Annotated in this window: 14 protein-coding genes; 12 read left to right on the top strand and 2 right to left on the bottom strand. The window is 49.9% G+C overall.

Going from position 1 to position 11,929, the window contains the following annotated elements; genetic code table 11:
* Positions 1-67: 67 nt before the first annotated feature.
* The 11 genes from EYB30_RS03340 (at position 68) to EYB30_RS03380 (ending at position 7,817) form a co-directional block, all read left to right on the top strand.
* Positions 68-496 carry an OsmC family protein gene (locus EYB30_RS03340; protein ID WP_166837076.1) on the top strand — a complete coding sequence of 143 codons (429 nt, stop codon included), beginning with the start codon at positions 68-70 and terminating at the stop codon, positions 494-496.
* Between the two features lie 54 nt (positions 497-550).
* Positions 551-1,357, top strand: coding sequence for an adenosylmethionine decarboxylase (gene speD, locus EYB30_RS03345; protein WP_166837078.1), 807 nt, complete (start codon positions 551-553; stop codon positions 1,355-1,357).
* A 3-nt stretch (positions 1,358-1,360) separates the two neighbouring features.
* Positions 1,361-2,356, top strand: coding sequence for a tRNA dihydrouridine(20/20a) synthase DusA (gene dusA / locus EYB30_RS03350; protein WP_166837081.1), 996 nt, complete (start codon positions 1,361-1,363; stop codon positions 2,354-2,356).
* Positions 2,357-2,539: 183 nt separating this feature from the next.
* The gene (locus tag EYB30_RS03355) at positions 2,540-2,806 is read left to right on the top strand and encodes a hypothetical protein (RefSeq protein WP_166837083.1); all 267 of its coding nucleotides are present in this window, start codon (positions 2,540-2,542) and stop codon (positions 2,804-2,806) included.
* Between the two features lie 3 nt (positions 2,807-2,809).
* Positions 2,810-2,935: a hypothetical protein gene (locus EYB30_RS18720; protein ID WP_277816721.1), complete on the top strand. Its 126-nt coding sequence runs from the start codon at positions 2,810-2,812 to the stop codon at positions 2,933-2,935.
* Between the two features lie 11 nt (positions 2,936-2,946).
* Positions 2,947-3,069, top strand: a complete 123-nt coding sequence (locus EYB30_RS18725; protein ID WP_277816722.1) for a hypothetical protein — start codon at positions 2,947-2,949, stop codon at positions 3,067-3,069.
* Positions 3,056-3,253 (top strand): PspC domain-containing protein, encoded by a 198-nt coding sequence (locus EYB30_RS03360; protein WP_166837085.1) that lies wholly within the window; start codon positions 3,056-3,058, stop codon positions 3,251-3,253. Before EYB30_RS18725 ends, EYB30_RS03360 begins: the two co-directional genes overlap by 14 nt.
* An 88-nt stretch (positions 3,254-3,341) precedes the next feature.
* Positions 3,342-3,773 carry a copper chaperone PCu(A)C gene (locus EYB30_RS03365; protein ID WP_166837087.1) on the top strand — a complete coding sequence of 144 codons (432 nt, stop codon included), beginning with the start codon at positions 3,342-3,344 and terminating at the stop codon, positions 3,771-3,773.
* A 9-nt stretch (positions 3,774-3,782) separates the two neighbouring features.
* Positions 3,783-4,748, top strand: coding sequence for a DUF2333 family protein (locus EYB30_RS03370; RefSeq protein ID WP_166837089.1), 966 nt, complete (start codon positions 3,783-3,785; stop codon positions 4,746-4,748).
* Positions 4,749-4,755: 7 nt separating this feature from the next.
* On the top strand, positions 4,756-5,514 hold the full coding sequence (locus EYB30_RS03375) for a TIGR04219 family outer membrane beta-barrel protein (protein ID WP_166837091.1): 759 nt from the start codon (positions 4,756-4,758) through the stop codon (positions 5,512-5,514).
* A 158-nt stretch (positions 5,515-5,672) separates the two neighbouring features.
* Positions 5,673-7,817, top strand: a complete 2,145-nt coding sequence (locus EYB30_RS03380; protein ID WP_166837093.1) for a response regulator — start codon at positions 5,673-5,675, stop codon at positions 7,815-7,817.
* Here EYB30_RS03380 and EYB30_RS03385 read toward each other — a convergent pair.
* Positions 7,788-8,729 carry a TIGR03899 family protein gene (locus tag EYB30_RS03385; protein WP_241697951.1) on the bottom strand — a complete coding sequence of 314 codons (942 nt, stop codon included), beginning with the start codon at positions 8,727-8,729 and terminating at the stop codon, positions 7,788-7,790. The two genes, EYB30_RS03380 and EYB30_RS03385, sit on opposite strands and share 30 nt — an antisense overlap.
* A 119-nt stretch (positions 8,730-8,848) precedes the next feature.
* Between EYB30_RS03385 and EYB30_RS03390 the strand changes: the two genes are divergently transcribed.
* Positions 8,849-11,074 (top strand): two-component system response regulator, encoded by a 2,226-nt coding sequence (locus EYB30_RS03390; RefSeq protein ID WP_166837095.1) that lies wholly within the window; start codon positions 8,849-8,851, stop codon positions 11,072-11,074.
* A 17-nt stretch (positions 11,075-11,091) separates the two neighbouring features.
* Here the strand turns inward: EYB30_RS03390 and EYB30_RS03395 are convergent, their stop codons facing one another.
* The gene (locus EYB30_RS03395) at positions 11,092-11,865 is read right to left on the bottom strand and encodes a divergent polysaccharide deacetylase family protein (protein WP_166837097.1); all 774 of its coding nucleotides are present in this window, start codon (positions 11,863-11,865) and stop codon (positions 11,092-11,094) included.
* Positions 11,866-11,929 lie beyond the last annotated feature (64 nt).

An 11,929-nucleotide genomic window follows, 5' to 3' on the forward strand; every position in this document is an offset into this window, starting at 1 on the left:
AATTTGCTAGATACCTGAGCCACTTTTACGTAGAATATCGGCCTTATTTTTCCGGCTGGGATGGGCAATGCAAGCAAAAGTTAAATGGCTCGAGAACAACACCTTTATTGGCCATTCCGGCAGTGGTCATGCTGTAGTGTTTGATGGCAATAAAGAGGGCAGTGTTGCTGCCAGTCCGATGGAGATGGTACTGATGGCGGCAGGAGCCTGCTCGTCGGTTGATGTGGTGAGTATTTTGAAAAAAGCCCGTCAGCAGGTAGTGGACTGCGAAGTGCAGCTAAGCGCTGAGCGCGCTGAAACGATACCTAAAGTCTTTACCAAGCTGCACCTGCACTTTGACGTGACCGGTATTGATCTTAGTGAAAAGCAGGTGGAGCGCGCCGTCCAGTTGTCGGCTGACAAATATTGTTCAGTATCGCTGATGTTAGCGGCAGCCGTCACAGTGAGCCATTCATTCAGCGTCAAAACCGCGTCCTTTGCGCCAGCGGCAGAGTAACGCCATTTATTTAGTTTATAACCGCTGAGCGGTTTTTTGCGGAGACAATGTTAAGTGGTTAAGCCTTTTGAAAAATTGAAGCTACACGGGTTTAATAACCTGACAAAAAGCCTGAGTTTCAGCCTTTATGACATTTGCTATGCCAAAACGGAACAACACCGGCAAGAGTATATTGAGTATATCGATGAGCAATATAATGCTGACCGCTTAACGGACATTCTGACTGAGGTGACCGATATTATTGGCGCCAACATTCTGAATGTGGCTCGGCAGGATTATGATCCGCAAGGGGCCAGTGTCACGATACTGGTCAGCGAAGAGCCGGTACTGGTTGACCCGGACAACTCAGAAAACCCCGGACCGCGTCCGGATGCCGTTGTAGCGCATTTGGATAAAAGCCATATTTGTGTGCACACTTACCCTGAAGTGCATCCGCATGATGGTATCTGTACTTTCCGTGCCGATATAGAGGTGTCAACCTGCGGCATTATATCGCCACTGAAAGCACTGAATTTTCTGATCCACAGCTTTGAATCCGATATTGTGACCATTGATTACCGGGTGCGTGGTTTTACCCGCGATATCAGCGGTACTAAGCATTATATTGACCATCCGATTTCATCGATCCAAAACTTTATGGATGAAGAGACTAAGCGCGCGTTTCAAATGATTGATGTTAACGTCTATCAGGAAAACCTGTTTCATACCAAGATGATGTTAAAAGAAGCTGACCTGAACAACTACCTGTTTGGTATGGGCACTGATTCGATGACGCCGGAAGAGCAAAAAGCCATTAGTAAGAAAGTATTCCGCGAAATGCGGGAAATTTTTTATGGCCGCAACTTGCCGGATATGAAATAACCAATGAAGGCGGCTGTGCTTATCGATCATAAGTTTTCCATTGCCCCAATGCTCGACTGGACAGATAAGCACTGTCGCTACTTTCACCGGCTGCTAAGCCAGCATGCCGTGCTGTACACAGAAATGGTGACAACCGGTGCTATTATTCATGGCAGCGGTGATTATCTGGCGTTTAACGAAGAAGAGCATCCGGTAGTGCTGCAACTGGGTGGCTCGGAGCCGGCAGACATGGCGCACTGTGCCAAACTTGCTGAGCAACGTGGTTATGATGCGCTCAACATTAACGTAGGTTGCCCGTCGGATCGGGTGCAAAACGGTATGTTTGGTGCTTGTCTGATGGCACAGCCGCAGCGGGTAGCTGACTGCATTAAAGCGATGCAGGATGTGGTCAGTATACCGGTCACAGTGAAAACCCGCATTGGCATTGATGACTCAGACGATTATCAGTTTTTGCAGGATTTTGTTGCCACGGTAGCCGATGCTGGTTGCCGCCAATTGATTATTCATGCCCGTAAAGCCTGGTTAAAAGGCCTAAGTCCGAAAGAAAACCGCGAAGTTCCGCCGCTGAATTACCCGCGTGTACACCAGTTAAAGCGGGAGTTTCCGACGCTTAATATCAGTATTAATGGCGGCATTAAAACCTTGCAGCAAGCCCACGAACAGCTGCAATACCTTGACGGTGTGATGGTCGGGCGCGAAGCCTATACCAATCCTATGCTGCTAAGTGAGGTTGATAGCCTGATTTATGGTGCGGCCGGTAATGGACGCACACCCGAGCAGGTAGTACTGGCGATGCTGCCCTATATTGAGCAGCAAATGCAGCAAGGTGCCCGTTTCTGGCACATTGCCCGGCATATGTTAGGTCTGTTTCAGGGGCTGCCAGGTGCGCGGCAATGGCGGCGATTGCTGAGCGAACAAGGCCATTTAGCCGATGCAAAACCAGAGTTATTATTGCAGGCGTTGGCAAAGTTAAAACTGGTAACGCATTTGACCATCTAGTTAGTTATTTCCACTATTTTTTGGTTTTTAGCAAAAGGCACCTCAGGCTATCTGTAGGTGCTTTTTTGTTTTTACTCTAAAAATCATTGGTTTAGCTGTTGTCTGGCAATTGGCATGACACTTGAAATACCCAGTGCATACCGAACATTGCAGTACCGACAAACTGGCTACAAGGAGATAACAATGAACACCTTAACAGCACTAACCCTAAGCGCTACGCTGACCACCGGTCTGATGAACACTACGGCCGTAGCAGATGAGATTACACAACAGCTGCACACTGAGCTGCAACACGCTTTGGTGGTAATGCGCCAAAGCACTCAGCAACAGGCACGGCAGGCGCTGCATAAAACCGTTATTGCGCTGCAGGCGCGGCAAATGGCCGAGCAGGATGTCGCCGCCGTGCTGGTAGATCACCGGCCTGAGTCCACCGCTGACACGGCGGAATAAACTATGTTTGTTTCATCCGGTTGGTTATTACTTATGTACCTAAGCCCGGTGCTCAGCATCATTCCGGTTATGCTGCTGTGGCATGGCCTGATGCCGTTACTGGGTGCCTGGCAACGCATGCGCGCTTAAGGAGAACAGTAATGAGTTGGCTGAATATGGAGTTATTTACCTTTGCCGTGTTTTGTCTGTTGATGTTGCTGGCAAAGTTAGCACCAAATGACGACAAATATAAAACAGGAGAGTATGAAAATGGCCACTTATGATACTGACCGCTGGTATTGTGCACGGGCTTATCGCAAAGTTGCCGGCGTGTGCGCCGGGCTTGCTGGCTACTATCAGCAGCCGCGTTGGCTGATCCGCTTATTGGCGATTATTTTATTACTGCTGTTTCCACTGGCTACCATAGTGGCCTATCTGGTCGCCGCGGCAATATTACCGGATCGCTAGGGCGTGTTGACATTTTGCCTGAAGTTACAGGCTGTGCACCTGCGGAAACTGGTGTAATATAACGCTGTGACTTACAAGGAGAAACAAAATGCGATTGCTGATTTCTGCCCTGATGTTATTCGCACTGCATACCGTTGCTGCGTCAACGCCGGCATTAAGCGTAGACCATGGCCAGGTGCGCCAGCCAATGCCCGGGCGTACTGTGACGGCCGGATACTTTAGCTTGCATAACGCTTCAGCCGATGCGGTACAGCTGGTTAGCGCCAGTAGCCCGCTTTTTGCCCGGGTAGAGTTGCATCAGCACAGCCACAAAGATGGCATGATGCGGATGGAGCAGGTCGGGCGCATTGATATTGCCGCACACAGCAGTGTCACGCTGGAACCCGGTGGCCTGCATCTGATGCTATTTGAACCGGCCGCAGGCCTAAGTATTGGCCAAAGCGTGCCGGTATTATTGCAATTTGCTAACGGCCAACAGTTGGAAATATTGCTGCCGGTTGTGGCAATGCCAAAGCGTTAAAGGACAGTTATGGTAAATGCAAAACTGATAAGCGCCTCATTCGCGCTGATTGTGCTGGTGTTATATCTGCTAGGCTGGTGGGCCAGCAGAGAGCCTGTACTGATGACGGACGACGCTCAGCCCACTTTACAGCAGCACGTTGTTGGTTATAGCACGACGACCGCTTTGATCCGTGTTGCACAAACCTTGTTGGACAAAAATGCCGGCTATGTGGCCAATGATGTGATGCCGCCTTTTGTTCTGCTGGACAATATGCCCGCCTGGGAACTGGGCGCCCTGGAAATGACCCGGGATCTGGCGTTGGCGCTGCGCAAAGATTTAAGCCGTTCACAGTCGCAGTCAACGGAAAACCCTTACCTGAAAGTGGCTCAGCCAAAGTTTAATATTGACCATCGTAGCTGGGCCATTCCCAGCGCTGAAGCAGAATACCGCCAGGCTATTGCGCAGTTGTATTTGTACCGCGAAGAGTTGCTGGACCCGCAACGGCCAGACAGCCAGTTTTACGCCCGCGCTGACAATTTACGGGACTGGCTCAAAGCGGTCGAGAAACGCCTGGGCAGCTATTCACAGCGTTTAAGCGCCAGTGTGGGGCAGGAGCGGCTAAATACGGATTTGGCTGGCGAGGCCAACGCGCGTCAATCGACGGCAACGCCGGGACAGCGGCTGATTAAAACCAGCTGGTGGAAACTGGATGATGAATTTTATGAAGCCCGCGGAGCCAGCTGGGCGCTGCTGCACTTTTTAACCGCGGTAGAAACCGACTTTGCTGATGTATTGCAGCGCAAAAACGCTATGGTGAGCCTGCAACAGATTATCCGCGAGCTGGAAGCCACGCAGCAGCCGATATGGAGCCCGATGGTGCTTAATGGCAGCGGCTTTGGCTTAATGGCAAACCACTCGCTGGTGATGGCGAATTATATTTCCCGCGCAAATGCCGCTTTAATTGATCTGTCTGAATTATTAACACAAGGGTAAAACACGCATGAAAAAAACAGCATTGATGTTAGCGCTGACCGGCACGCTGGCAAGCGGCGCCGCACAGGCAGATACCTTGCTTGGTCTTTATATCGGCGCTGATGGCTGGCGTACTGCAACGGATGGCAGCTTTGCCAATACGTCACAGCTACAGGAATTTAATTTTGCCGATAAAACGCAGCAGTCTTATTACGTTGCGCTGGAGCATCCCATCCCGCTGCTGCCGAATATCCGTTTGCAACACAATGAGCTGCAATCTGCCGGTATTACGGCGTTAAGTGCAGACTTCAGCTTTGCCGGCGAGTCGTTTAGCGTCGATAGCGAAGTACAGAACCAGATTGATCTGACCAATACCGATTATGTGTTGTATTACGAAATTCTCGATAATGATTTGGTCAGCCTCGATTTAGGCGTTAATGCCAAGTACATTAACGGCAGCGTCGCGGTAGCCGAAACGGCTGCCAACGGTATGGTTGCCGTGCAGGATGCTTCAACTTTTATCCCTATGCTTTATGGCTCGGCCGTTGTTGGTTTGCCGTTAACCGGGCTGGAACTGTTTGCTCAGGGCAGTTTTGTTTCTTATGACGGCAGCCGGGTATACGATATGCAAGGTGGCGTCGCTTATGCGTTGCTGGATAATCTGGCAGTAGATTTACGCGTTAAGCTGGGCTACCGGGCGGTTAATTTACGGTTAGACGATATTGACGATCTGTATGCGAATCTGGACTTTAAAGGCGTGTTTGCCGGCGTCGAGTTACACTTCTGATAGCGTCACCTTCAGCAGCAACGGGCATTCTGCCCGTTGCTCAATCCGGCAGGGTCTGACGGGCGTGCGCCTTGTTAGCCTGCCGTATTCGTTTTATAGTTAGCCTAATGTTCTTCTAATCAGGTCTGATTTTGGTAAATTATTTCAGGCAGTTAACTTTGCCCTGGTTAATAGCGCTGCTGGTGATGAGCGTGTTCACCGGGTTATGGTATCAGTACGAAGCCAAGGCACAGCAGCGGATAGACATTGCCCGCTTCGCTGCGACGTTGCAGCTGAGTATCCGCCCTTTACTACGCAACGATGATTATGACTGGTTGAAGGCGCAGCTAAGTCATATTGGCCATAGTAGTGGTTTAGCCGTAACGGCGATTGCGATATTTGACCAAAACCATCGCTTAATGCTGGCGACAGATACACCGGCGATATTACAGCAATTCACAGCAGAAACCATGCTAAATGGTTACACCCTGTTGTCATATCAAAACCAATTTTTGGCTGTGCAACCGATCACGCCGGCTGAAGCTGACCCGGTATCCGGTATCAGCCTGCGACCGGGCAGTGGGCCTTATTATTTAGTGTTGGCCATTGATAATGCCGTTGGCTACGGCGTATGGCTGGTGCCAGTGATGATCGTCGGCCTTATTGGTGGGCTGGTATTGCTGTTGTGGCAACATCGGTGGTCGCAGCTGATACAGCGTTTGCATACTGATCTGAGCTTGCTGACACATAAGTTAAATCAACTGCGTCACGGGCAGTTGAATGTCAGGGTTGATGAGCAACTGGTGCCGGAGTTAACCCCGGTGCAGCAAGGCTTTAACGAGCTGGCCCAGGCTCAGGCTGATAAGCTGCAACAATTGCAGTCGGCGTTGCAGCAGCAGCAGCAGCACAACGTACAGTTGCAGCAGCAACACGATGTACTGCAACAGCAGTGTCAGCAGCTGCAAGGCCGCTGTCAGCAGATGCAACAGCAGATTGCGTTAAGATTACAGCATATACATCAATTACAGCGGCAGCAGCATGAACTGCCAGAACAGCTGTTTGCTCAATATCTGGCAGCACAGTTATTGTTATTACAGCTGGATACCGGGCCAGCCATGTCAGACGATAGCCGTGTGCAGCTGACGGCGTTACTGGCTGGCCAGTTGCCACAGTTTGACCAGCTACTGGCTGACCACAATGTGACGCTGCAGCTGTTTGAAGGTGCTGATAATCCGGGCTTTGAACTGACATTCTGTCCGCAGCTGCTACAAACATTACTGTGCGCGATGTTGCAGTTGGGCTGTCGCAGTACTAACGTAACGGAGATCAGTTTAAAGGTACAACTGGACAGTACCGCTACGGTATTACGGTTAAATATTACCAATAACGGTGATGGCATTGCTAAACGGGTGCGTCAGTTATTGCAGGGGCAGGACACCAGCACACTGCAATGGCATGAGAGTGATATTGCTATTGTCATGGCGGTAAAACAACAGCTTAATGCCACGTTTTCACTGCAATCTCTCGATGGCCTGGGCGGCAATATTAGTTTAGCGATCCCTGTGCATGGTTTGTCAGAGTTGCCTCAGTCCGCTTTACAACATGTATTGTTATTCGATAGTCAGAGCAGTAATTTGCAAGAGCGCAGCAATAGTTTGGCCGCACTGGCCGCGCATGTTGCTAAATGCAACGATTTATCTGAGCTGACGATGAAAAGTGAGCAGTATCTGTATGATGTGGCGATAATTTTTCTACCTGAGCCTGCGCAGTTATCGGTATGGCATCAGGTGTTGCAAGACCTTAGCAGCCGCGGCAAGGTATTGTGTTATGCCGTGCCAGCTCAGCTTGCGATGTGGCAGGCGGCGCTAAAGCTGCCTGTAACCAGCTCGCCTTTTGTGTTGGCTCAGGTGCTGGATGCGACTAAGGCTGGCACTCACTTAGCAAAACTGCTGGTGGTCGATGACAACCCCACCAACCTTGCATTTGTACGGGTATTATTAAAACAACACCCACTGCAGCTGTTTACCGCCAGCTGTGGTACCGAAGCGCTGACATTATGCCGCCAACAGCGGTTTGACGTAATTTTGCTGGACATTCAGTTACCGGATATTGATGGCACTGAGGTAGCCCGCCGGCTGCGACAAACCCCCGAGTATCAGCATACCCCTATCCTGGCGTTCACAGCGCATGCGTTGGACGACGAGGTACAGCTGTTTTTACAAGCAGGTATGAACGATGTCATTATCAAACCACTGGAAGCGGCTAAACTGCAGCATATCTTACGTTGGTGTTCGTCAGCCGTTAAAACGGACAGTATCACGTAATAACTGCTTTAGCGCATCCAGGTAGGGCTGGTTTACCTGAGTCGTTAGCAGGGGCAGTAACTCAGCGCCACTGGCGGTATATTTATAGTACTGCAACACCACATTTTTACTGATGACAGTGCCATTTAATGTCAGCTGTTGATACTGCCAGCACAATGACTGGCCAAAGGGCAACTCTCCGCTTTCTATCTCAGAGCTGTGTAACAGACCTATATCCACCAGGCTGAGAATTTGTGGATAGGTTAAGCCAAACTGATTTAAATTCAGCACCGCCCGGCTACGGCCGGTTAGCAAACGCCATAATGATGGCCGGCGGATATAACCAAAATAAATGCGGGCAGTGGGATCTTGCCGTGTGCGACAGCTTAAATTCGCCGCTTGCTGCAGTGCAAGTGCTTCTTTATAACTCATGCGTTTTAGCGTATGCAGCGTTTTTAAGGCGAATTTTCCCGGGCTGGCAATTTCGCCAGCCAGAATCTTGGCCCACAATTGCTGCATGCTGCCGTTAGAGATATCCAGTGTCAGTTCACAAAACTGTGCAAACCAATCCGGGTCTACATCCTGGGCAGAGACATGTTCGGGGCAGTATTCCAGGGCCTGTGCTATTACCCGCTCCAGATTATGTTGTTGCCGCTCGCGTTGCATTTGCAAACGGCGTTCAGCCCGTTGGGCTAGCGACAGGTTAGATTGGTTGCCTTGGGCACCAGATCGTGCAGCGAGTTGCTGATGTTTATCGCCAAAATGGCCTTGCTGCGCCTTAGGCTCTGCCGGGGTAATGGTGTCGGCAGACCCTAACACCGTGCCAAACTGCGCTTTAGCAAGCTGGCGCAAACGTTGCTGGCCGGTCAGCGTGGTTATTTTTACCATAAAGCTAAGTGATCCCAGCAGTAGTACCGGTGGGTATCTTGGCATCGGATATATTTTGCGGCAAGTGCAGCTAACTACTTTGCGCAAAATAAAATCTGTTATAACTTACTCTAATACATATTAAGCATGTATATTTAAACGGAATCATTAGATAAGGCTGAACAATGGTGTCAAAAGAAACAGATGAGGATTTTCTGTTTTTAGCAGAAGAAGAACCTACGGCTAACGCACAGCAACAAACGCTGGGTGAATGGCACCTGTTGATTGTTGATGATGACGAAGAGATACATACTGTTACCAAGCTGGCGCTGAGCGATTTAACGGTTCTGGGCCGCAAGCTGGTGTTTCATCATGCTTATTCAGGTAAAGACGCCGTTGAGTTTTTGCGTCAGCACGCTTATATCGCACTGGTATTGCTTGATGTTGTGATGGAGTCAGATGATGCCGGGCTAAAAGTGGTGCACCAGATCCGTGAAGAGCTGTGTATGGATGAAGTGCGTATTGTGCTGCGTACCGGCCAGCCAGGTTATGCGCCTGAAGAAAGCGTGATTAAAGAATATGATATTAATGATTACAAAACTAAAACAGAATTAACCCGCAGCAAGCTGGTCACCTCTATTATTGCCTCGCTGCGTTCTTATCAGCAAATCCGTACGATAAACCAAAGCCGGCGTGGTCTGGAAAAAATTATTAATGCCGGGGCTAATTTACTGGAGCAACATTCGCTGCATGAGTTCTCAGAAGGCGTTGTCACCCAGATTTCTTCACTGATAGGCTTGCACGCCGAGGGCGTGCTATGTGCCCAAATTGAGGACGATGGTAGCACCAGTGAAACTATTTACGTGTTGGGCGCTGCCGGCCACTATGCGCCTTTTATCAAGTGCCAGCTCGACCGGCTCGATAACCCGCGTATTGTTAGTCAGATCACAAAATGCCTGTCGACCCGCCAGCATATATTCTCAGATATTGATACGGTGCTCTACCTTGGCAATGACAACCATTGCGCAGCAGTATATATAGAAACTAACCGGCCAATAGAAGAGCTGGACCGTCAGCTGATCCAGGTATTTTTAAGCAATATTTCTATTGGCTATGAAAACGTGACGTTGTTTCAGCAGCTAAAACATGCGGCTTATATTGACCCGTTGACGAAAACACCAAACCGCAACGAATTTATTCAGATCCTGCAGGATACCAAGCGGTATGAGGCGGCAGACAATGTTGCTGTACTGATTGATATCGACCATTTTTCCGATGTTAATGATGGCCTGGGCCAGGATGTCGGTAATGAATTATTGATCGCGGTCACTTTGCGGCTAATTGAACATTTTGGTGCTACGGCGCAACTGGGCCGTATTGGTGCCGACGTGTTCGGCCTGGTAGGCCCGCAGGACGATCTGACGCCTGAGCGTCTGCAGGCGGTGTTTGACGCGCCATTTCATGCCTCTGAACACGCGCTGCAGGTTAACGCAACCTTTGGTTTTTGTCGCTTAACCGACACCGCAGAGCAAGGCCTGACAATACTGAAGCATGTTTACATCGCGCTGAACAAAGCGAAAAAGCAGTTGGGGCAGAATTTTCAGTATTACACCGCGGACATGGAAGAGGAGATGGCAGAGCGCCTGGCGTTACTGCGTATGCTACGGCAGGATTTTGCCCATGACCGTTTGCAGTTATGGTATCAACCGCAGGTGTCGCTAAACAGCCAACAAGTGGTGGGGATGGAAGCGTTGCTGCGTTGGCCGCAGGGCAATGGCCAGTTTGTGTCTCCGGCAGTGTTTATTCCCCTGGCTGAGTATTCCGGCTTGATTGTTGAAATTGGCAGCTGGGTGCTGGAGCAGGCATGCATGCAAATTAAACAGCTGCAGCAGCAAGGTTTTGCCTCGTTGCGTATCGCCGTTAATGTGTCTATGCCGCAGTTTCGTAACCATGGTTTTGTGCAATCTGTGATCGACTGTGTTAGCCGCCATCAGATAGCGCCGCAGTTACTGGAGCTGGAAATCACCGAATCGGTGGTGATGGACGAGCCGAAAATAGTGATAGAGGCGTTACAAAAACTGAAAAACTTTGGCATAAAGGTCGCGATAGACGACTTTGGTATTGGCTTTTCATCATTGAGTTATTTGCAGCAATTACCACTGGACCGGATTAAAGTTGACCGGGCTTTTATTCGTGACATTGACCACGTTGCCGGTGCGGTTATCGCCGAAACCATCATTAATCTGGGTAAACGGCTGCACTTATCGACTATTGCCGAAGGGGTTGAAACCAAAGCGCAGGAGCTGGCGGTAAAAGCCATGGGGTGTGATGAAGTACAGGGGTTTATGTACGCCAAGCCAATGCCACCGGCTGAGCTGTTAGTGTTTTTACAGCAACAAACGCAGGCATAATCGCCAGGGCTGGCCGCTTATTGCGGAGCCGATACCGCTGGCGCCGTGAATCCTGCTGCAACCACATCATGGTGCTGCGGTAGTAATTGTGCAATGCCCACCAGGGTTACGCCTTGCTGCTGCAGTTTAGGTAACTGTTTGCGCAAAAACTTGTAGGTCTCTGGATAAGGGTGCGCTATCGCTATTGCCGTCTGGCGTTTGCGGGCAATACGTAACAGGGTGTCAAACTGACGGGCTATTGCCGCTTCGTTTTGCTCGTTATCCAGAAATACCTGCCTGCTCAGGTTGGTTACACTGTATTGTTTCGCATATTTACTGGCCTGACTGCGCGATGTCGTCAGGCTGTCGACAAAAAATAAATGCCGTTTGCTCAGGTACTCCATGGTCCAGGCCATGGCATCACTTTGCTCGGTATAAAAGCTGCCCATATGGTTATTAATACCAATGGCATAGGGAATATCGGCCAGGGCAGCCTGTAGCGTGCGCTGCACCTGTTGCTTTGACATGTCAGCTGTCAGCGCGCCCGGGCCCGGAGCTTTGCCATTGCTGGCCTGCATTGGCATATGCAACATCACATCTTTTTGTTGCTGAAAAGCATAGCGGGCAGCACGCTGGCCGTAAGGCGTATGCGGTAGTACGGCAAAGGTTAGCGCAAAGGGTAAATCAATCAGTTTTAAGTCGGCTTTCTGATAGCCAATGTCATCAATGATGATGGCAATGCGCGGTGTTTCAGTACTGGCGTGCAGTGTCAGGCTGAACAGGCTTAGGCATAATATAATGAGTTGTCGCACGTTATTATTATTCTCTGTTTATAGTGTAGTGCTAAAGGCTTGATGCCTTATTTTCAGGCCAAAG

The sequence above is a fragment of the Rheinheimera pleomorphica genome, assembly GCF_011634895.1.
Classification (GTDB): domain Bacteria; phylum Pseudomonadota; class Gammaproteobacteria; order Enterobacterales; family Alteromonadaceae; genus Alishewanella; species Alishewanella pleomorphica.

Bases quoted from the DNA above. Each gene is read 5' to 3' on its own strand.
- EYB30_RS03360 (WP_166837085.1), top strand. From the start codon at position 3,056: ATGGCCACTTATGATACTGACCGCTGGTATTGTGCACGGGCTTATCGC.
- EYB30_RS03340 (WP_166837076.1), top strand. From the start codon at position 68: ATGCAAGCAAAAGTTAAATGGCTCGAGAACAACACCTTTATTGGCCAT.
- EYB30_RS03370 (WP_166837089.1), top strand. From the start codon at position 3,783: ATGGTAAATGCAAAACTGATAAGCGCCTCATTCGCGCTGATTGTGCTG.
- EYB30_RS18725 (WP_277816722.1), top strand. From the start codon at position 2,947: ATGAGTTGGCTGAATATGGAGTTATTTACCTTTGCCGTGTTTTGTCTG.
- dusA (WP_166837081.1), top strand. From the start codon at position 1,361: ATGAAGGCGGCTGTGCTTATCGATCATAAGTTTTCCATTGCCCCAATG.
- EYB30_RS03385 (WP_241697951.1), bottom strand. From the start codon at position 8,729: ATGCCAAGATACCCACCGGTACTACTGCTGGGATCACTTAGCTTTATG.
- EYB30_RS18720 (WP_277816721.1), top strand. From the start codon at position 2,810: ATGTTTGTTTCATCCGGTTGGTTATTACTTATGTACCTAAGCCCGGTG.
- EYB30_RS03355 (WP_166837083.1), top strand. From the start codon at position 2,540: ATGAACACCTTAACAGCACTAACCCTAAGCGCTACGCTGACCACCGGT.
- EYB30_RS03390 (WP_166837095.1), top strand. From the start codon at position 8,849: ATGGTGTCAAAAGAAACAGATGAGGATTTTCTGTTTTTAGCAGAAGAA.
- EYB30_RS03365 (WP_166837087.1), top strand. From the start codon at position 3,342: ATGCGATTGCTGATTTCTGCCCTGATGTTATTCGCACTGCATACCGTT.
- EYB30_RS03375 (WP_166837091.1), top strand. From the start codon at position 4,756: ATGAAAAAAACAGCATTGATGTTAGCGCTGACCGGCACGCTGGCAAGC.